Annotated in this window: 17 protein-coding genes and 1 pseudogene; 8 read left to right on the forward strand and 10 right to left on the reverse strand. The window is 71.2% G+C overall.

Annotated elements, in window-relative coordinates:
- Together E1295_RS39120 and E1295_RS39125 are read left to right on the forward strand one after the other, a co-directional pair.
- Nucleotides 1–2550, forward strand: a 2550-nt coding sequence (locus tag E1295_RS39120; RefSeq protein ID WP_220449112.1) for an alpha-mannosidase, incomplete at its 5' end; no start/stop codon positions are given.
- On the forward strand, nucleotides 2544–4427 hold the full coding sequence (locus tag E1295_RS39125) for a hypothetical protein (protein WP_132638839.1): 1884 nt from the start codon (nucleotides 2544–2546) through the stop codon (nucleotides 4425–4427). The genes E1295_RS39120 and E1295_RS39125, both read left to right, overlap by 7 nt.
- A 51-nt stretch (nucleotides 4428–4478) precedes the next feature.
- Here E1295_RS39125 and E1295_RS39130 read toward each other — a convergent pair whose 3' ends face one another.
- Nucleotides 4479–4865 (reverse strand): winged helix-turn-helix transcriptional regulator, encoded by a 387-nt coding sequence (locus E1295_RS39130; RefSeq protein ID WP_246080874.1) that lies wholly within the window; start codon nucleotides 4863–4865, stop codon nucleotides 4479–4481.
- A gap of 171 nt (nucleotides 4866–5036) precedes the next feature.
- Here E1295_RS39130 and E1295_RS39135 point away from each other — a divergent pair, with 171 nt between their 5' ends.
- From E1295_RS39135 to E1295_RS39145, 3 genes are all read left to right on the forward strand, one after another.
- Nucleotides 5037–5942 (forward strand): nitrilase family protein, encoded by a 906-nt coding sequence (locus tag E1295_RS39135; protein WP_132638843.1) that lies wholly within the window; start codon nucleotides 5037–5039, stop codon nucleotides 5940–5942.
- 60 nt (nucleotides 5943–6002) lie between these two features.
- Nucleotides 6003–7352, forward strand: coding sequence for an amidase (locus E1295_RS39140; protein ID WP_132638845.1), 1350 nt, complete (start codon nucleotides 6003–6005; stop codon nucleotides 7350–7352).
- 72 nt (nucleotides 7353–7424) lie between these two features.
- On the forward strand, nucleotides 7425–8138 hold the full coding sequence (locus E1295_RS39145) for a DUF6882 domain-containing protein (RefSeq protein WP_246080876.1): 714 nt from the start codon (nucleotides 7425–7427) through the stop codon (nucleotides 8136–8138).
- Between the two features lie 42 nt (nucleotides 8139–8180).
- Here the strand turns inward: E1295_RS39145 and E1295_RS39150 are convergent, their stop codons facing one another.
- The 7 genes from E1295_RS39150 to E1295_RS39180 all read right to left on the reverse strand — a co-directional run bounded on the left by E1295_RS39150 (nucleotide 8181) and on the right by E1295_RS39180 (nucleotide 15794).
- Entirely contained in the window at nucleotides 8181–8768 is a 588-nt protein-coding gene (locus E1295_RS39150; protein WP_132638847.1) for a GTP-binding protein, read from the reverse strand.
- Nucleotides 8749–9090, reverse strand: coding sequence for a DUF742 domain-containing protein (locus E1295_RS39155; protein WP_132638849.1), 342 nt, complete (start codon nucleotides 9088–9090; stop codon nucleotides 8749–8751). Before E1295_RS39155 ends, E1295_RS39150 begins: the two co-directional genes overlap by 20 nt.
- Before the next feature lie 56 nt (nucleotides 9091–9146).
- Nucleotides 9147–9566 carry a roadblock/LC7 domain-containing protein gene (locus E1295_RS39160; protein WP_132638851.1) on the reverse strand — a complete coding sequence of 140 codons (420 nt, stop codon included), beginning with the start codon at nucleotides 9564–9566 and terminating at the stop codon, nucleotides 9147–9149.
- Nucleotides 9563–11890 carry a nitrate- and nitrite sensing domain-containing protein gene (locus E1295_RS39165; RefSeq protein WP_246080877.1) on the reverse strand — a complete coding sequence of 776 codons (2328 nt, stop codon included), beginning with the start codon at nucleotides 11888–11890 and terminating at the stop codon, nucleotides 9563–9565. The genes E1295_RS39160 and E1295_RS39165 overlap by 4 nt, the downstream gene beginning before the upstream one ends.
- 189 nt (nucleotides 11891–12079) lie before the next feature.
- Nucleotides 12080–13615 carry a prenyltransferase/squalene oxidase repeat-containing protein gene (locus E1295_RS39170; RefSeq protein ID WP_246080879.1) on the reverse strand — a complete coding sequence of 512 codons (1536 nt, stop codon included), beginning with the start codon at nucleotides 13613–13615 and terminating at the stop codon, nucleotides 12080–12082.
- The gene (locus tag E1295_RS39175) at nucleotides 13612–14451 is read right to left on the reverse strand and encodes a terpene synthase family protein (protein WP_132638855.1); all 840 of its coding nucleotides are present in this window, start codon (nucleotides 14449–14451) and stop codon (nucleotides 13612–13614) included. The genes E1295_RS39170 and E1295_RS39175 overlap by 4 nt, the downstream gene beginning before the upstream one ends.
- Nucleotides 14448–15794 (reverse strand): cytochrome P450, encoded by a 1347-nt coding sequence (locus E1295_RS39180; RefSeq protein ID WP_246080881.1) that lies wholly within the window; start codon nucleotides 15792–15794, stop codon nucleotides 14448–14450. Before E1295_RS39180 ends, E1295_RS39175 begins: the two co-directional genes overlap by 4 nt.
- 118 nt (nucleotides 15795–15912) lie before the next feature.
- On the opposite strand from E1295_RS39180, the gene E1295_RS39185 reads away from it, so the two are divergent.
- Together E1295_RS39185 and E1295_RS39190 are read left to right on the forward strand one after the other, a co-directional pair.
- Entirely contained in the window at nucleotides 15913–16923 is a 1011-nt protein-coding gene (locus tag E1295_RS39185) for a polyprenyl synthetase family protein (protein WP_246080883.1), read from the forward strand.
- An 82-nt stretch (nucleotides 16924–17005) separates the two neighbouring features.
- Complete coding sequence (locus E1295_RS39190; protein WP_342775946.1) at nucleotides 17006–17911, forward strand: aldo/keto reductase; 906 nt, start codon at nucleotides 17006–17008, stop codon at nucleotides 17909–17911.
- Between the two features lie 134 nt (nucleotides 17912–18045).
- On the opposite strand, the pseudogene E1295_RS39195 reads toward E1295_RS39190, so the two are convergent.
- Nucleotides 18046–18378 (reverse strand): annotated as a pseudogene (locus tag E1295_RS39195) (STAS domain-containing protein); the annotation flags it as partial.
- 130 nt (nucleotides 18379–18508) lie between these two features.
- On the opposite strand from E1295_RS39195, the gene E1295_RS39200 reads away from it, so the two are divergent.
- Nucleotides 18509–18964, forward strand: coding sequence for a helix-turn-helix domain-containing protein (locus E1295_RS39200; RefSeq protein ID WP_166427638.1), 456 nt, complete (start codon nucleotides 18509–18511; stop codon nucleotides 18962–18964).
- A gap of 35 nt (nucleotides 18965–18999) precedes the next feature.
- On the opposite strand, the gene E1295_RS39205 is transcribed toward E1295_RS39200, so the two are convergent.
- Nucleotides 19000–20045, reverse strand: a 1046-nt coding sequence (locus tag E1295_RS39205; protein ID WP_220449113.1) for an FAD-dependent oxidoreductase, incomplete at its 5' end; no start/stop codon positions are given.

Genomic DNA, 20045 nt, shown 5'->3' on the forward strand with positions numbered 1-20045 from the left:
CCCATGGCGAACGCCCCCTCGGGCGCGCAGCCCGACGGGCTGCCCCGCGTGCCACGACCGGCCGCCACCCCCGGCCGCACCCTGCACATGATCGGCAACGCGCACCTCGACCCCGTGTGGTTGTGGCCGTGGCAGGAGGGTTACCAGGAGGCGCGGGCGACGTTCTGGTCGGCGATCCACCGCATGGACGAATACCCCGACTTCATCTTCACCTGCGACCAGGTCGTCCTGCTGTCCTGGGTTGAGGAGTCCGACCCCGAGCTGTTCGCCAGGATCAAGGAGAGGGTCGCCGAGGGCCGCTGGGTGATGACCGGCGGCTGGTGGGTGGAGCCCGACTGCAACATGCCGTCGGGGGAGTCGTTCGTCCGCCAGGGCCTGTACGGCCAGCGCTACCTGAAGGAGAAGTTCGGCGTCACCGCGTCGGTCGGCATGAACGTCGACCCGTTCGGCCACAACGCCATGCTGCCCGCCATCCTGCGCGGCCAGGGCATGGACTCCTACTGCTTCCTGCGCCCGGGGCCGCACGAGAGCGAGTTGCCCGGCACGATGTTCTGGTGGGAGGCGCCCGACGGCAGCCGCGTGCTGGCCTACCGCATCCCGTTCGAGTACTGCAGCCCGCCCGGCGAGGTGGCGGGGCAGACCGAGAAGGCGCTCGGCCAGCTCGACCGCTCGCTCGGCGACCTGATGATCTTCTACGGCGTCGGCAACCACGGCGGCGGGCCCACCAAGGCCAACATCGAGTCGATCTACCGTTACGACCGGATGGGCTCGTTCGGCGAGCTGACGATGTCGTCGCCGCGCCGCTACTTCGACGAGATCGCCAAGCGCCTCGGTGAGCAGGGCATGGCCGAGCTGCCGGTGTGGCACGACGACCTGCAGCACCACGCGGCCGGCTGCTACTCGGCCCACTCCGGCATCAAGGCGTGGCAGCGCAGGGCGCAGGCGGCGGTGCTGTCGGCCGAGCGGTGGGCCGCGATCACCGGTCACGACGCCCGCGCCGACCTCGAACGTGCCTGGAAGCAGGTGCTGTTCAACCAGTTCCACGACGTGCTGCCGGGCTCGGCCATCGAACCGGCGTACGACGACGCCCGCGACCAGCTCGGCGAGGCCGTGGCGATCTCCAAGCGCATCATCACGAGGGCGCACAACGTGATCGCCCGCGACGTGCGCGTACCCGAGGACGCCGGCACCCAGCCGGTGCTCGTCTTCAACCCGCACCCGTGGCCGGTCACCACCCGGGTCGAGATGCAGTACGGCCTGGCGCCCAACGGTGTGCACGTCGTCGACGCAGACGGCGCCGACGTGCCGTGCCAGCGCACCCAGTCGGTGGCGACCACCGACGACAAGGGCCGCGGGGCCACGGTGTTCCAGGCGGAGCTGCCCCCGCTGGGCTACCGCCTCTACCGGCTGCGCCAGGGCCCCGGCATGCACCCGGCCGGCACGCTGTCGGCGTCCGAGCTGCACCTCGAGAACGACGTGCTGCGCCTGGAGCTCGACCCCGGCACGGGCTGGCTGAGGAGCCTGCTCGACAAGCGCACCGGCGTCGACCTGGTGGCGGGGGCGGCGGGCGAGCACACCCAGATCTGCGAGGACCCGACCGACACCTGGGGGCACCGCGTGGTGTCCTACGACTGGCCGGGCGAGGCGATGGAGACCACCCGCATCGTGCTGCGCGAGGACGGCCCGCTCCGCGCCCGCCTGCGGGTCGAGCGCGCGTGGGGCCGCTCGACGATGGTCGAGGAGTTCATCCTGGGCGCGGGCGACGACGACGCGGTCGAGGTGCGCGTCACGCTCGACTGGCGGGAGCGGGCGCACCTGATGAAGCTGCGTTTCCCGGTCGCGCTGGAAAGCCCCTCGGCCACGTACGAGATCCCGTTCGCGCACCTCGGCCGGCCGATCGACGGGGCCGAGGAGCCGGCGCAGTCGTGGGTGGACCTGTCGGGCGCCGTCGCGGGCACCCACGCCGGGCTGGCCGTGGTCAACAACGCCAAGCACGGTTACGACGTCGCCCCGCCGAGCGCCGGCCGCGACCACAGCATCGGCATCACGGCCGTGCGCAGCCCCGTTCACGCCTGGCACGACCCCAGGCTGCTCGACCCCGACGGCCACTACTCCTACCAGGACCAGGGCGTGCAGCGGTTCACGTACCTGCTGGTGCCGCACGCGGGCGACTGGCGCGAGGCAGGTCTGACCCGACGGGCCGCGGTGCTCGGCTCCCCGGTGCGGGCGATGCTGGAGAGCTTCCACGACGGCACGCTCCCTCCGGCGCGCGGCTATCTCGACGACGGCGGCGGCCAGGTCATGGTGACCGCGGTGAAGCTGCACGAGGACTCCCCGCGCGACCTGGTGGTGCGCGCCGTGGAGAGCACCGGCAGGGCGGCCGTGGCCACGCTCGACGTCCCGCTGGCGGGCGTCCGGCTCACGGCCGACTTCGGGCCGAGCCAGATCCGTACGTTCCGGATCCCGCTCGACGATCCGCACTCCGCCGTGGAGACCGACCTGCTGGAGTTCGGCACCCGCAAGGGCGCGTTCACCGTGGAGTCGTGGTGACCTGGCCGCTGCTGATCGCCGACCCCGGCGGCGGCGAGGTGGCCGTCGAGGTGCTCGGCGCGGGCCCGTACACGATGAGCGGGAGCTGGGGTGAGGCGCGCCCGACCGGCCGCCGCGAGCTGCGCCTGACCATCCGGTACGACGGCGCCGAGCCCCGCGCCGGCACCGTGCGCGTCAGCAGGCGGGTGCCCGCCGCCGACCCGTGGTGGCTCATTCCCGGCCTGTTCTACGGCGAGAACCGGCCGGCGGCGTGCCGGCGGGTGTTCCCCCGCTTCGAGGCGGGAGCCGACCGGCCCGGCGAGATGGTCTCGGCCCGGTGGGGGTTCCGCGCGGACCGGGCCGCCACCCCCGCCGTCATGGTGTGGGGTGAGGAGGGCGGCGCCTGCCTGATCGCGGACGAGGAGTCGGCGCTCGGCGCCACCGGCCTGGCGATCGGGCACGAGGCGGGGGAGGCGGTGATCGCACTGCTCTTCCCGTACCAGGAGTTCCCGATCACCTACTACGGCTCGGCGCTGCCGCGGCCCGCCGAGGCCGCCACGTACGTCTGGCAGCCCGGCGAGACGCACGAGCTGACCGTGGCGACGTGCCCGCTGCCGGCCGACCGGCACGCGTACGCGCCGCTGCTGCGCGAGGACCGCGAGCTGCGCCGGCCCGCCGCGCCCGTCGAGCCGTGGCAGGACGTCGAGGAGGCGGCCGGCATCGCGGCCGAGGGGCTCTACCGCTGGCACTACGACCCCGACCCGGGGGTGCTGCTGGAGACGGTCGGGTTCGACCGGGAGGTCAGCGGCGGCGACGGCGAGCGGGTGGACCGGCAGGCCATGCACGTCGGCTGGGTGAGCGGCATCCCGTGGGCGGCCGCGCTGCTGGAGCACGGCCTGCGGACCGACCGGCCCGAGCACGTGGCCGCCGCCTCGCGAGTGATCGACTTCATCTGCGCCGACCTGTCGCCGTCCGGCACGTTCTGGGGCACGTGGTACCGCCGTTCGGGCTGGTCGCAGAGCTGGAGCCACACCAAGGACGCGCTGCACGCCCGCACGCTGGGGGAGGCGACGCTGTTCCTGCTGCGGGCGCTGCGCCACCGGCACGACCCGGCCTGGGAGGCGGCGGCCCGCTCCAACCTCGACGTGATGGTGGCCCGGCAGCGGCCCGACGGCAACCTCGGCACCCTCCACCACGCCGCCACCGGAGAGGTGCTGTCCTGGTCGGGAGCGTCGGGGCTGACCTGGATCGCCGCCCTGTGCGAGGCGGGCGGCGAGAGCTACCTGCGGGCCGCGGAACGGGCGGGCGCCTACTACGCCGCCTTCGTGGAGGACGAGTTCATCTACGGCGCCCCCGAGGACGTCGACCTGGCCCCGACCTCGGAGGACGGCTACGCGGCCGTCATCGCCTACATGGCGCTGCACCGCGCCACGGGCGCCGGCCGCTGGCTCGACCTGGCCCGCCGCGCCGCCGACTGGACGCTCACCTTCCGCTACTCCTACAACGTGCGCTTCGGCCCCCGCACCCCCCTCGGCGTGTACGGCTTCGCCACCCGGGGCGCCGACCAGGCGTCACCGTCCAACCAGCACCTGCACGCCTACGGCCTGGTGTGCACCGACGAGCTGATCGCCCTGTCGGAGGCGCTGGGCGACCCCTACTACGCCGAGCGCGCGCACGAGACGCTGGCCTGCTTCCGCCAGCTCCTGCCCGCCGCCGACGGTGACGTGAACGCCTACCGCGGCATGATCACCGAACGCTACTACCAGACGGACTGCTTCCAGCCCAAGGGCATGTACCTCACGCTGTCGCACGCCTGGAGCGCCGGGGTGCTGCTGCTGGCCTGCGAGCAGGTGCTCGCCCGCGACCGCGCCCGCCTGGCGGACCTCGCCTCCAGGTAGCGCGAGGCCGGCCGGCGCCGTGCGGAGGTGTCCCGCACGGCGCCGGAGCCTTCATGACACCTTGCGCACGAACGCGTCGTCAGGACTGATCGGCTGCCCCGTGGCGTTGGTGACCTGGAGCCGGACCGGCAGCTCGTCCTTGGTGTCGAGCAGCGCCGAGCGCGGTTCGTCCCCCTCGAAGAGGTGCGCCTCTCCCCAGCTTCTGAGCGCCACGATCACGGCGAACAGCTCGCGGCCCTTCGCGGTCAGCGCGTATTCGTGGTAGGCGGACCCGTCGGCCGCCGGAACCGTTTCCAAAATTCCCTGGGCCACGAGCTCACGCAGGCGCGAGGCCAGGATGTTCTTGGCCAGCCCCAGGTTGCGCTGCAGCTCGCCGAAGCGGCGGATCCCGTCGAAGGCGTCCCGGATGATCAGCAGGGACCATCGGTCGCCGATCACGTCGACCGTTCTGGCGACAGGACACTCCGCCTGCCGATGACTCACACCCCGCCCGCGCATCGCACCCCTGTCCGGTCATTACCCCGCAAGTGGTTGCAAGTTTAAACCCCTTTCCCATACAGTCGCCACGAGCGGTTGCAAAAAGAAACCGCCTTTATGGAGGGAGAGGTCATGACGGCACAGCAGGACCCCGGCAGCAGGGTCAGCCCGGTCCGGATCGCGGTGGTGCAGTTCGAGCCCCGCGTGGGCGTCGAGAACCTGAAGGCCAACGCCTCGGCGGTGGAACAGCGGCTGACGGCCGCGGCGGAGGCCGGCGCCCGCCTCATCGTCCTGCCCGAGCTGGCCACCACGGGCTACGTCTTCGAGACCCGCGAGGAGGCCTTCGCCCACGCCGAGGCGGTCCCGGACGGCCCCACCGTGCAGGGCCTCGCCCGGTTCGCGGCGGAGCGCGACGTGTACGTCGTGGCCTGCGTCGCCGAGCAGGACGGCGACCGGTTGTTCGACACCGCCGTCCTCGTCGGCCCCGGCGGCTACATCGGCCGCTACCGCAAGACCCACCTGTGGAACACCGAGAAGCTCTGGTTCACACCCGGCGACGAAGGCTACTCGGTGTTCGACACCCGGATCGGGCGGATCGGGCTGCTGGTGTGCTGGGACATCTGGTTCCCCGAGACCGCCCGCATCGTGGCGCAGATGGGAGCGGACATCATCTGCGTCCCCACCGGCTGGGTCTGGACCCCGCCGCCGCTGTACGACGGGAGCGGCGTGTGCATGGCCGCCTACCTGACGATGACGGCGGCGCACGCCAACAACGTCTTCATCGCCACCGCGGACCGGATCGGCCAGGAGCGTGGTGCCGGATTCATGGGCAACTCCCTGATCGCGGGCACGAACGGCTGGCCCATCGACCGCATCGCCGGCCCCGACGAGGACACCGTGATCTACGCCGACGTCGACCTCACCGCGGCGCGGACGGCCCCGATCTGGAACCAGCTCAACGACCTGCACCGCGATCGGCGTACCGACCTGTACGACCAGATGCTCGGCTACCGTGGCGGCCTTCCGCTGCCCCGGTGACGAGACCCCGCAGCGTCTTCCGTCCGTGCCATTACTCCACCTCGTACCGGGAACCGCCCCATGACCCACACCATCGGACCTCCGTCCACCATCATCGATCTCGGGCGTGCCCTGCGCCGCGGGGAGACCACAGCCGTTCACCTGGCCGCCGGCGCGCTGCGGACCATCCACGACCACAACGCGACCCTCAACGCGTTCACCCTCGTGGACGAGGCCGGCGCGTACGAGGCGGCACGGCGAGCGGACCGGGAACTGGCCGAAGGCCTCGACCGGGGCCCGCTCCACGGCATACCCGTCGCCGTCAAGGACCTCATCGACGTCGCCGGCACCCGCACCACCTGCGGGTCCGCGACCTCCTTCGGAGCCGTCGCCCAACGCGACGCCGACGTCGTCACCCGCCTCCGTGACCGGGGCGCGGTCATCGCCGGCAAGACCACGCTGCACGAGTTCGCCTACGGCGCGACCGGCGACCGCTCGCTGCACGGTCCCTCACGCAACCCGCACGATCCCGGCCGCATCTCGGGCGGCAGCAGCGGGGGCAGCGCGGTGGCGGTGGCCGCGGGCATGGTCCCCCTGTCGCTGGGCACCGACACCGCCGGCTCGGTCCGGGTGCCGGCCGCCCTGTGCGGGATCGTCGGGTTCAAACCGGCGTACGACGCCGTCTCCGGCAAGGGCGTGTACGCACTGGCGCCCACGCTCGACCACGTCGGCCTGTTCGCCGGCTCCGTCGAAGGCGCACTGCTCGGCTACCAGGCCCTCACCGACCGGCCCATGGACCCTCTCCCGGACGACCCGCGCTCGATCACGGTCGGCTGGATCCGGCCCGGCGACCTCGCGACGTGCGACCCGCGGATCGAGAAAGCGGGCCGCGACCTGCTGAGATCGGCCGGTTTCTCGCCCGGCCCCGTGCACGGGTTCCCGGGATGGGAACGCGACCGGGCGCTGTTCGAACTGTTCACCACCCTCCAGGGCAGGGAGGCGTACGAGGTGCACCGGCACCACCTGGAGGCCGATCGGGAACTGATCGACCCCGAGGTCCTCGCGCGGCTCGACCAGGGCGGAACCGTCTCGGCCGAGCGCTACGAAGCGGCCCGCGAAGCGCGCGGGGAACTGAGCACGATCGTGGCGGAGCTGCTGCGCACCTATGACGTGCTCGCTCTCCCGACGGTGCCGATCGTGGCGCCGCCCCTCGGCGAGCGCAGCGTGCGCGTCGGGCACACCGACCTCGAGGTACGCTCGGCGCTGCTCTCCCTGACCAGCCCGTGGAACATGGCCGGCGTGCCGGCGATCAGCGTCCCGGCGGGCCGCTGCGACGGGCTGCCGGTCGCCGTACAGCTCGTCGCCGCCGCGGGGAACGAGCACCTCCTGTTCTCCGCGGCACGGACGCTGGACGTGGCCGCGAACCTCTGACGGCCCACCCGACAAGCCGCCGGCGGCTCGGCCGTGTGGACGCCGCCCTGCTCAGGCCCTAGGGTGCCCGACGTGTCTGAATCGCCTACGTTCATGAATCTCCTCGACGACGCCGCGCTGTTCTCGTACGAACACCAGCTGCACCTGGAGGAAGTCCTCGGAGAGCACAGCTGGAACGTCGACCTGCAGCAGCCGCGTTTCGAGTTCACCGGTGGCCGCACCCTCACCTGCACCCGCTTCCACCTGCTCGGCAGCGCGGCCCCCGGCCCGCGCTCGTGGTTGTGGGCCTGGGCCAACCCGTCGGGTTACCCGCCCGAGGTGACGGCCGCCTCCGCGGCGCTGTGCGACTTCGGCCGGCGGCACGGCATCCCTGAACTCGCCTCCGCGGAGGTGCCGTTCGACGCGCTGCCCGGTCCGGCGGGGGAGCCGGCCTTCGCCGCCGCGCTCCTCACGGAGGCCGCCAAGGCCGTGAGCGGCCACTGGACCTCCTACAACGGCGACGCCGGCGGCGGCACCCGGGCGGCGTTCCTCGTCGAGCACCCGGAGTTCCGGCTGCCACCGCCCGAGCCGGCCCGGGTCATGCGGGTCCTCCAGGAGGGGATCACCGGCCTGCCCCTGACCGACCGGCGACGCGCCCTGCACGGCTACGCGGTGCGGCGGGAGCTGGGCGTCGACTGGTCCGGCGGCCACGCCCGGCTGACCGGGCCGGGGTTCGAGGCGACGGTCGCCTTCGACGAGCACGGCCGCCTCGGCGAGCTCAAGGCCACGATGTCCCGGCCCGGCTGAGCAGTGCCGCGCCGCGGGCGGTGTCCGGCCGCCCGCGGCTCCCTAACTGCCGACCGGTTCCGCGCGAAGGCGGGCCGAGTGCTTGACCAGGGCGATGAGCACTTCGCGGCTGGACTCTCGCTTCCTGGCATCGCACATGATGATGGGGACCGACGGGTTGAGCTGGAGTGCCAGCCGTACCTCGTCGAGGTCGAACGTCTGCGCCCCCTCGAAACAGTTGACCGCCACCACGAACGGCGTGCCGCGCCGCTCGAAATAGTCGATCGAGGGGAAACAGTCGGCCAGGCGCCGGGTGTCCGCCAGAATGACGGCCCCCAGCGAGCCCTCCGCCAGTTCGTCCCACACGAACCAGAACCGTTCCTGCCCCGGAGTCCCGAACAGGTAGAGGACGTAGTCGTTGCCGAGGGTGATCCGGCCGAAGTCCATTGCCACGGTGGTGGTGCGCTTGGCCTCGACGGAGGTGAGATCATCGACACCGATCCCGCGATCCGTCAGCACCTCCTCGGTGCGTAGCGGCCGGGTCTCGGAGACCGCGCCGACCATCGTCGTCTTGCCCGCGCCGAAGCCGCCGGCGACCAGAATCTTGATCGCCGTCGGCAGGCGCGGACGCTCAGAGCGAGCGAAGGCCATCGAGCACCGCCCTGTACATCTTCATGTCGTGCATGTCCACCTCGGATTGTGGTTCCTGGGCAGAGACGAGTTCGCGGTCGAACAGGTCGCCGAGCAGCACCCGGATCGTGCCGGCCGGCAGATCGAGGTAAGCGGCGATCTCGGCGACGGATTTGGGCTCACGGCAGAGCTGCAGGATGCGCAGATGCTCCGGGTCGAGCCCGGCGTCGGGACCCGGCGTCGGCCCCACGGCCAGCGCCATGGAGATCAGGTCGAACCTCCCGTGCGCGGGCTGCGTGCGGCCGCGGGTCACGACGTAGGGGCGGATGATCTCAGGATCCACCCAGTGCTCGTCCGTGGGCCCGTCAGCACCACCTACGGGGCCACCCCCACGGCCACTCACCGGTCACTCCTGGGAATGGCCTCGGCGTTGCGGGCGCCGGAGGTGAGGTACTGGCCCACCCGGGCCACCAGCATCGCCATCTCGTACGCGATGAGCCCGATGTCGGCGTTCTGCGCGCACAGCACGGCCAGGCAGGCGCGCTCGCCCGCGGTGGTGACGATGAGGAACTGGGACTTCCACTCCACGACCGTCTGCCGGACCGCGCCACCCGAAATGTGGTCCGAGACGCCCTTGGCCAGGCTCTGCAGCCCGGAGGCGACCGCGGACAGATGCTCGCCGTCGGTCCGCTGCAACTCGGCCGAGGTCGCCATCAGCAGGCCGTCGGAGGACAGGACGATCGCGTGCTCGGCCTCGGGGATGCGGCCGACGAGGTCGTCGAGCAACCAGTTGAGGTCGGTGCCCGAAGTGGGGGTCATGACTCACCTCCCGACTGTTCGTCCATCATCTTGGCCGCTTCGGTGCGGCCGAGACGGGTGCCGGACTGGAAGGATCCCATCATCGCGCGGATCTCCTCCGGAGAGCGCTCGTCATCGTCCTCCTCGAGGTCGGGCTGCGTGGGCGTCTCGTCCCGCAGCGCTGGCGCCAGGTTGGCCTGTGGAACGCGCAGTGGCAATCCTGACGGAGTGAACTCGGCCACAGATTTCTGCTCCGGTTCGGCTGGCGTTTCTTCGGATCGCGGCTCCGGATCCTGCACCGGCTCGGGAGCCGGGGAGGGCACGGGCGTGGGCCGTGGAGCGGGCCTCGGAGCTGCTCCTCGGTCGGGCGCCGCGCCCGGAGCCTGGTTGGGGGGCGAAGTCGGTGCCGGGACGGCAGGGGGCGCCGGATCGGCGGCCCTGCGCGCCGACTTGAGCGTGCGCACGTTCTCGCCGGTGACCGGCCGGGCCGCGGTGGCCACGGAGCTCGCCCTGCGCGGCAGCCGCTCCCGGCCGCCGTTCTGCTGGGGGTCGGGCGTGGGGTCGAGCTGCACGAGCTCCTGCGGCAGCAGCACCACGACCGTGGTCCCGCCGTACGGCGACGCCTTGAGCACCACCTGGATGTCGTGCCGCTTGGCGAGCTGGCTGACCACGTAGAGGCCCAGCCGGGCGGTGCCGGTGATGCGGAACTCGGGCGGGTCGGCGATGCGCTCGTTGGCGGAGTCGAGGTCTTCGGGCTTCATGCCGAGCCCGCGGTCCTCGATCTCGATGACGTAGCCGTTGGCCACGAGCTGGCCGCTGACCTGCACGCTGGTGTAGGGCGGAGAGAACGACACGGCGTTCTCGATCAGCTCGGCCAGCAGGTGGATGACGTCACCGACGGCCCGGCCGATGAGCACGACGTCGCCCATCGGCATGAGCGTGACGCGGGTGTAGTCCTCGACCTCCGCCAGCGCGCCGCGGACCACGTCGACCATCGGGACGGAACGCCGCCAGGTCCGGGCGGGGGAGGAGCCCGAGAGCACGATGAGGTTCTCGGCGTTGCGCCGCATGCGGATGGCGAGGTGGTCGAGCCGGAAGAGCTCCTTCAGCTCCTCGGGGTCGGTCTCTCGCCGCTCCATAACGTCGAGCACGGTGAGCTGCCGGTGCACCAGGCCCTGGGTCCTGCGGGCCAGGCTGAGCAGGATGTCACGGATGCTGCGGCGCAGCTCCGCCTGCTCGGCGGCGACGCTGACGGCGGTGCGCTGGACGGTGTTGAACGCCTGGCCCACCTGACCGATCTCGTCGTCACCGAAGTCGAGCGCCGGAACCTCCTCGGCGAGGTCGACCTCCTCGCCGCGGCCGATGCGCTCGACGACGCCGGGCAGCCGCTCGTCCGACAGCTCGTGAGCGGCGTCGCGCAGCTTCTGCAGCTGGGCGAGCAACTGCCGGGTCGTGGTGATCGACAACACGATCGAGGCCACGACCGCGATCAGGCCGAGCCCTCCGGCGAGCACGAGACGCAGGACGACGCCGACCGCGCCGGGAACGGCCCGGTCAACGAGGCGGTCACCGCCATCGGTGATGAATTTCTCGAGCGAGACACGGGCTGCTTCGGTGGCCGCCCGCCACTCGGACGCGGTCACCGGCGGCGTCACAGCGTTGCCCTGCTGGGCGAGTCGCTGCTCGAGCTGGCGCAGCTGGCTCACGGCGCGGCTCTTCGCCCAGGCGTCGTAGGCCATCGCGTCCTCGCCTGTGAGCTGGGCCGCCGACTGCTGGAGCGAGATGCGGTAGAAGCCCGTCAGCTGCACGAACTCGGTGCGCTCCGACGGGGTGAACTCGCCCTTGGCAAGGGCTCCGGCGGCAAGCGCGTCCATGCGGGCCAGATATTCGCTCGCCCGGCTGATGCTGAGGATGGCGCGGGCGTCCTTGGCGATCTCCTTGTCGTCGAGAGCGGCCACCGAGTCGAACATGCGGTAGAACACGTCGATGATTTGGTTGTAGGAGTCGGCCGCCTTGGAGCGGTCCGTACGGCCCTCGTCGATCTCCTTGCGGACAGCGCCGAGACCTTCGACGCTCTGCAACGCCTCGTCGATACGGAGCTGCAGTGGAGCGTCAGCTGCCAACTGGACGCTGGCACTGGTCACGGAGTCCGAGAGGCTCTGGTAAGCCGCGTCGGTCCTGGCCCGCTGGTCGCGTAGGATTTTGTCGGGCACACGCCCGGCGGTGCCCTGTGCCACCAGCGTGAAGCGGCGCTCGCGCTGCAGCTCCGCGAGCAGATGCTCACTGGGCTGAACCGCACCGCTGTCCACGGTCGTGGCGCCGAGCAGGTTCACCCCTTCGCGCAAAGTGACCCAGGCGGCAAAACCCCATAGTGCGACCAATGACAACAGCAGGGCTGTCACCTTTGTCCGCACGCTGAAGTTGTGGAAACGCATATTCAGCCGTCCCGATCTGGGGTTTCGTTGAGCCGGAGGTCAAGGCCAGTGCGATATTCTTCGCCTGGGCACCGGGATACCTTAGCAATGCCTCAAACTCTACTCAAGGTGGAAAAGGGGCAGTACGCGCAGTACGTCCTGATCTGACCTGCAAACCGCGCTGTCACAGAGGTGTCGGGCCGCGAGTAGCGCCGCGCGTACGATTGCCAGGGGCGTGTAAAGGTCCTTGTCATGCCACAGGGGAGGGTGATCCGACATTTCGCCCGCTGGCCGCATAAGTCGTATAAATCGATGGCCTTGCGCGGCGGCCTGGCAGTAGCGTTCCTCCACCGGGCGATTCGAAACCACCTCAGGCAGCAGCAACGCTTGAATCGCGTACGCGGTCTCCTCAAGCGTGCCTTCCCAGCGCCCCCACGATCCGTCGGGAAGCTGCGTGGCCAGCACCCACTCGCGAGCCCTGGCTACGGTGGCGGCTAGTTCGGAGCCACCGTACTGGGCAAGCGCCAGCACGCAACTCAAAGTGGCGTAGTACGGCGAGGCGTGCCAGCGGTCGTCCCAGCAGCCGTCCGGCCGCTGCCGATCGGCCAGCAAGCGCGCCACCCTCTGCCGCACCTCCACGTACGCATCCGACCGGTCGGACCGGGTCGCCGCGTATGCGCCGAACGCATCGAGCACGTGGGCGTTGACGCTGATGGAGAACCCGTCCTCGCCCGGCCACGTGCAGAAGTGCTCGCCCGTGTCGAACGTCAGCAGGCTCTGCGGATCCTGTGCCATGCCGTGCAGCGCCAGCGCGTGCAGCGCGACGGACGTCGTGTCGGCATCCGCGGGCAGCCCAGGTCCGGCCGGTGTGCCGCTCGGGCCGATCGCCGCTTGGAGGTCGGCCACCATCTCGGGCGGTACCTCGACGGGAATGTTGGCGCGGGCCAGCCAGCTCAACACCCAGCCACGTTCGAACACGGTGATCGGGAGCCCGACGGGAACCGGGCCGCCGTACCTGGCGACGACCGCCTCGAGGTAGCTCCTGGCGGAGTCGGAGCCAGGCGTGGCGCCGGTGCCGAGCCAGGCGGCGGTCGCGGCGGGTGAGGCGCCGACCGTGCCGATCGCGTTCGGTCGTACGGAGCTCCCGGCGCCCTCAGGAAGGCCGGCTGCTTCGAGCGCGTGCAACAACTTCAGCGGCGGCTCGGCACTGGATGCCATCACCTGGCGAAGTCGCTCGGCTCGCGAGGAGTCCAGACCGGGAGGCATGGGCAGAGGCTCGCCCGCGCCTCGGGCGTTGATGAGGGTGATCAGTGCTGGGACCGTCAGGTCCACGGCCGGCATGTCAGGCAGGTCCGTCGCCTCCGGCAGGCTCCGGCGCAGCACGTCCAGGCCCCGGCCCGCGGCCTCCGTGACCCCGGCCGACAGAAGGGCTTCCGTAGCGCTCAGCGTCGGCACGACACCGTAACCGTCAGGGGCGCCCCATGACCCGTCGGGCCGCTGTGTGCTGAGGAGGTAGTCGATGCGATCGTGGTGCCCGGTCAGCCATGGGGCCAGCGTCACTAGGCGGCCGGTCTCGTAGACCGACGCGGACACCTGCCCCCAAGGCATGGCCATCAACGTGGCGACCAGTGTGTTCGCCTCCTGGGCGACGCTCACAGTTCTCCCCAATAGTCAGAAATGCCATAGAAGCCGGTGTTGAAGCCGATCTGCCGCTCAAGGTAGAGCGCCGTCCTCGGGCTGGTCCCGCGGAGCGCGGAGATCAGCCCGGCCGCCGTACGCTCGTGCTGCGCCATCCGCCGCGTCACCTCGGCGCGCCCGGCGCCCATCGTCAGGGCGTTGGCGTCGCCCCAGCGGGCTTCCCTGTCGTACGTGGCCAGGTCATTCAGCAGTCGCAGGTAACGTTGCACCTCATCGCCTGCCTCGCGCACCTGGGGAAGGTTGGCCAGCGTCCACGCGTCACCCGTGTACAGCCAGTGCGAGAGATTGACGAACGAGGAGCCGCAGCTGTCGGCGTTCAGGAGATACTCCTCCAACGTCGGCGTCGCCTTCGACTCGCGCCAGTCCCACTCCGTGAGCATGGCGCTCAGCATGCGCTCGAGCTGGCCGCGCCAGCGACGGTCGCCGCCCACGTCGTCGCGGATGCCGGCGAGCACCTGCGTCAGAGGGCTGCGCGGCGCCTCGCCGCCCGCCACCGCGAGGCACTCCTCGACCAGCGCCGCCACCTTGTGGCGCGAGGCGGTCACGTGATCGACGCGCAGATCGACGGCGAACACCCACAGCCCCGCGCGGTTCACGGCCCGAAGCTCCTCAGCCCTGGCCCATGGGGAGCCGAACGCGCCGACAAGGCCGAGGGAGTGATACATTCCCGCGTCGAATGGCCGCTCGGGGAAGACTTCGGGGTACTCCGCGGCGTGCCGGTGCAGGTCGCGCGCACACTCGATCGCCAGCGCGCTGATCCTGCCCAGCTCTTTGGCCGGGTCGAGGCCGGTCATCTGCCCTCCGCAAGGACGAGCGTCATGGACAGTCCCCGGGAGGGCCGCAGCGTCGAAGCCAGCCGGGGAGCGGTCGGCCCCGGCGTGTCCGGCGCAGGCCGGAACCTGCACAGGATCCCCGCGATCAGTAGCAGGGCCTCCATCATGAACAGATGGGGCCCCAGGCAGACGTGTGGCCCGGCCGCGAACGGGAAGTACGCGTACCGGTGTCGCGAGCGATCGTTCCCCGGTGCGAACCGTTCCGGGTCGAAGTCCAGCGGACGGTCCCAGAAGTCCGGCAGCCGATGCGTCAGGTACGGGCTCAGCACCATCGTGGAGCCGGCCGGGACCTCGATCCCGTCGATAAGGTCGTTACCCGCCGCCGTCCGGGGCAGGATCCAGCCTGGCGGGTAGAGGCGTACCAGTTCGTCAACGAACATCTTCAGATACGTCAGCTCTGGCAGATGCGCGACCGTGACCGGCCCGCCCCCGACCACCCGCTCCACCTCCGCGTACACCTTGGCGGCGACGTCCGGATGCGCCGCGAGTACCGGCCACACCCAGCTGAGCGCAGTGACGGAGGTCTCCGTGGCGGCACCGTGGATGGCCACCATGTCGTCCCTGATCAGTTTGTCGGCGCCCGGCTCGTGCCGGCGGGCGCTGACGAGCCTGGAGACGAGGTCGACCTCCTCGTCGCCGCGTGCCCTGGCGTTGTCGATGCGGGGGTAAACAACCTCGTCGATCGTCCTGACCGCTCGCCTGAACGCGCGGTCGCCAGGTAGCGGGAAGCGCTGGGGCACGAAGGGGAGGAGCAGCCTGATGGATCTGGCCGTCACGCCTGTGTCGTAGGCAGGGGCGAGCCGGTTGATGTCCGCGTCGGAGATCGTCGCGCCCAGGAACAGCCGCACGATGGTGGGATGGATCAAAGTGGAGATCAGCTCGGCGACGTTGGTGCGCCGGCCGGGCACCACGGTGGCGTCGATGAGCGCGTCGATGATCTGGGCCATGCGCTCGGTGAGCGAGTTGACGTACCTGGCGGTGAAGACCGGCTGAAGGATCTTTCGGCTCGCGGCCCAGCCCTCCCCGTCTGACAGGATGCCCTGGCCGAGTAAGGGGGCCAGAGGGTCCCAGAACATGCCAGACCGTACGTAGTTAGGCTGATTGTTCTTCAAGATGTGCTGAACGTGATCGGGATGAGTGACGAGATAGGGGCGCAAGGGGCCCATGTTCAGCCTGACGAGCTCGCCGCCGGCGCGCGCGCTCGCCTCTTCGAAGGCGCGGACGGGGATGCGTGCATGCCTGGTCAACGGGCGCAGGAAGGGAAGGGATCTAGCTCGACGCGACGGTACGTCGCCCAACGACACCGCGAACCTCCAGGGCGTCCGTCGTGAGTGACGGACATGTCTGACATATGTCAATGGTGGTGGAGTATCACATGCTTATGCATGTAGGTTCAAGATCGTACCTGGGTAGGAGTACCTGTTGAATCTCAGCCATCCTTTGGGCGGCGGCGCCATGAACCGCTGCCGGGAGTTACTCGAGCCGGCGCTCAAGGAGGCCGTCTCGGTGCTGCACCCGTGGGGGGCCGGCATGGCCGGATTCGCTCTGGGCTGGTCGGATGCGGACGGCGGGCCCGGCGACGGTGAGGGTGGCAAGGCCGTACGACCGGCCGTCGCCATGCTCAGCGCGGAGGCCGTCGGCGGCACGGCGGAGTCCGCGCTGCCCGCTGCCGTGGCGGTGGAGCTCGTGCACGCGTTCTCGCTGGTGCACGACGACATCATCGACCACGACGAGTGGCGCAGGCACCGCGAGGCGCTGTGGAAGGCGTACGGCGTGGGGCCCGCCCTGCTCGCCGGCGACGCGCTCCTGGCCCTCGCCGTCGGCCAGCTCGCCGCGCGGCCCGAGGCGATCCCCTACCTGTCGGCCGCCCTGGTCGAACTGGTCCAGGGACAGACGGCGGACATGGCCTTCGAGAACCGCCCGTGGAGCGGTCCCGACGAGGTCACGGTGGAGGAGTACGCCGACATGGCCGCGGGCAAGACCGGCGGCCTGCTGGGCGCCGCCGCGGCGATGGGCGTGGCGCTGGGCGGCGCGCCCGAGCTCGCGGACCGCCTGTGGGGCATGGGACGCGACCTGGGGGTGGCCTTCCAGATCGTGGACGACATGCTCGGCATCTGGGGTGACCCGGAGGTAACGGGCAAACCCGTCTACAGCGACCTGAGGCGTGAGAAGAAGACGATGCCGGTGCTGGCGGCCCTGTCCGCGGACGTCCCGGCCGCAGGCGAGCTGGCCGCGCTCCTCGCGGCAGGCCACTTGGACGAGAGCGGCCTGCGGCGGGCCGCCGATCTGGTGGAGGAGGCGGGCGGCCGGGACGCCGCCCGGTCCCTCGCGGACCGGTACATGTCGTCGGCGCTGGACGTGGTCGACCGGCACCTGCCGGACGCCGGGGACCTGCGCGCGGTGTGCGACTCGCTGGTGAACCGTGTCCACTGATGCGGCCAGGGCAGGGGGCGGTGACCGGCCGTCCCCCGCCCGTACGGATAATGGCGGGATGAGAGCGCTCGGCACTACCGGTTTGTCCGTTTTCCCGCTGGCCCTCGGCGCTAACGTGTTCGGCTGGACGGCCGGCAAGGAGACCTCGTTCGCGATCCTGGACGCCTACGTCGCGGGCGGCGGCAACCTCATCGACACCGCCGACGTCTACCCCGCCTGGGAGACCGGCGAGTCCACCTCGGAGACGATCATCGGTGAGTGGCTGGCCGCCCGCGGCAACCGCGAGTCCGTCGTGCTCGCCACCAAGGTCGGCATGCTGGAGGGCCTGCGCGGGCTCGCCCCCGCCACCATCCGCACGGCGGTCGAAGGATCGTTGCGGCGGCTGCGCACCGACTACATCGACCTCTACTGGGCGCACGTGGACGACCAGGACACGCCGCTGGCGGAGTCGCTGGCGGCCTTCGACGCGCTGGTCCGCGAGGGCAAGGTACGCCACATCGGGGCGTCCAACTACGGTGCGGCGCGGCTCTCCGAGGCCCTCGCCATCTCCGACGCCGAGGGCCTTGCCAGGTACGCGGTGCTGCAGCAGCCGTACAACCTGGTCGAGCGCGGCTACGAGGGCGAGCTGCGGGACGTGGTCGCGAGGGAAGGGCTGGCCACCACACCGTACTTCGGGCTGGCCCGCGGGTTCCTGACCGGCAAGTACGCGCCCGGGATCGAGGTCGACAGCCCCCGCGCGACGCGGGCCTCCGCCTACCTGGAGACCGCGCACGGGCCGCGGACGCTGGAGGCGCTCGGCAAGGTGGCGGCCGACCGGGACGTCGCGCCGGCCACGGTGGCCCTGGCCTGGGTCGCCGCCCAGCCGACGATCACGGCGACGATCGCGAGCGCGCGCGACGTCGAGCAGCTGGAGCCGCTGATGGCGGCCGCGTCGCTCTCGCTCACCGCCGACGAACTCGCCCTCCTCGACCACGCCTCCCGCCCCTGACCCACGCCCTCCGCGCCCCGCACCACCCGTTCGCCACGGGCGGTGCCGCGTCAGGCCAGCCCGTGCCGGCCGCACCACTCCGCGACGGTCTCGCCTCCGCGCTCCACCGTTCGCACCCAGTGGGCGTCGGCGGCGATCGCCTCGGGGACGGTGTCGTGAATGGGGAACACGGCGGTCAGGCCGGTGATCCTGAAGACGTGGGCGATGCGATCCGTGCCCATCACGAGGGCCAGTGACCCCTCCTGGGTACGCAGCCGTTTGAGCGCTCCCACGAGCACCCCGAGACCGGTCGAGTCGAGGAACTCCACCCCGCTCAGATCGACCACGACGTGGACGACCTTCTTGGCCACCAGGTCGAGCACCTGCTCGCGCAGCCGTGGCGCGGTGAACACGTCGATCTCGCCGGCGACCCTGATCGCGGCGCAGTCGCCGGTCGGGCCGAAGACCTCTAAGCCGATCTCTCGCATCTGCAACCCCTCAGCTCACTCGGTCGCGTCATTCGTGGCGATGACGGGGGAATGTGTACGTTTACACTATGCGGTAAGCGGCATTCGCGTCAATAGAGGGCTTTCGGCGTCATCGCACACGATGACAGGAGTGGGGGATGGGGTGCGGGTGGAGGAGGCCATCGGGCTGCAGATCGCACGCCTGCGGGCGGAGCGGCGGATGTCGCTGACCGAGCTGGGGGAGGCGCTGGGCCGCTATCTTGACCGGCCGTGGAGCCGGCAGGCCGTCCACCAGGCCGAGCGCGGGCAGCGGTCGTTCACGGCGGCCGAGCTGACGGCGCTCGCCCTGGCGCTCGACACCTCCGTCCCCGCGTTGTTCCGCGCCGAGGGCGACCGGATCGAGCTGCCGGGCGGGGCGGTCTCTCCCGAGGAATACCGCGGCATCCTGCTCAACAGGGAGCGCGACACGCCCCTCGACGGGGTCGAGGAGCTGATCGTCGCGCTGCACGACATCGGAGAGGTGCTCTCCCGCCCCGCCCTCGTCCGCCTGGCCCGCATCGGCGAGGTGGCCGACCAGGTCGCGGGCCCGGAGTCACGCCCGGCCTGACGTTCACGGCTGTGGCCGTACGCCGTGCCGAGGGATCACCGCCTGGCGTGGCCGGTGAGGCGCAGCGCGCGCAGGGCGCCCTCGGCGGCCATGATCGCGCTGTTGACGGAGATCTCGCCCCGCATCCCGGGCGCGGCCACCATGTCGCCCGCCAGGAACACGCCGTGGCCCCGGTCGATCGCCGGGCGGTCGCGCCAGGTCTGACCGGGCAGGTCGAGCGCGCCCGTACGGTGCCTGGCCGCCCCCGAACGCTGCCAGGTGACGCGCTCGCGCCAGCCCGGCACCGCCAGGTCGGCCAGCGCCCGCACCCGCCGGGCCGCCTCGGCTCTGGGCTCGTCGGGCCGGATCGGCATGTCGATCTGGAACAGGGTCTCGCCTCGTGGGGCGGCCGTCGGGTCCTGCAGGGAGTAGCTCTCGTGGAAGCCGCCGCCGTCCAGGTCGAAGCAGATGAAGCGGTCGCCGCGCGCCTTGCGTACGGCGAGGTCGAGCAGCACGCCGTTGCCGCTCTGCCAGCGCATGTCCTCGTCGCCGAGCAGCCTGCGGGCCGAGGACAGTTCGGTCGCCACGATGGCGGGCTCGCCCGGCAGGTCGTGCACGCGGGAGCCGAGCTCGACGCGCACGCCGAGGTCGCGGGCGCGGGCGGCGAGCCGGTCGATCACCGACTGCCAGCCGCCGATCACCCACCGGACCGCCGGGACCCGGAAGCCGAACACCCGGCGCAGCAGCTCCCACACGAACGCGGCCGACAGGCGGCCCGTGTCGGCGTCGAACGTCACCACGCTGATCGCGTTGGCGGCCGCCCTGGCCGTGTCCTCGCCGTACCGGGCGGAGGCCCACGTGTGGAAGTCCACGTCCACCGGCGCCGTCCTCGGGCCGGTCGCCATCATGCGCAGGAAGCCGGCCGGTGGCACCCGCCGCAACCGGCCGTCCCGTACGAACCCCATCCGCATGTCCCGCAGCGGCGGCCGGCCCAGTGCCCCGACCAGGCCCCGCTCCCGCAACCACGTCCAGTGCGGCCCGTCGGCGTAGAACACATGAGCACCGTCATGAGCCAGGTAGGGGCCGTCCGCCGCTGCGGGAC

The organism is Nonomuraea mesophila (genome assembly GCF_004352805.1).
In the GTDB taxonomy this organism is placed as follows: Bacteria; Actinomycetota; Actinomycetes; order Streptosporangiales; family Streptosporangiaceae; genus Nonomuraea; species Nonomuraea longispora.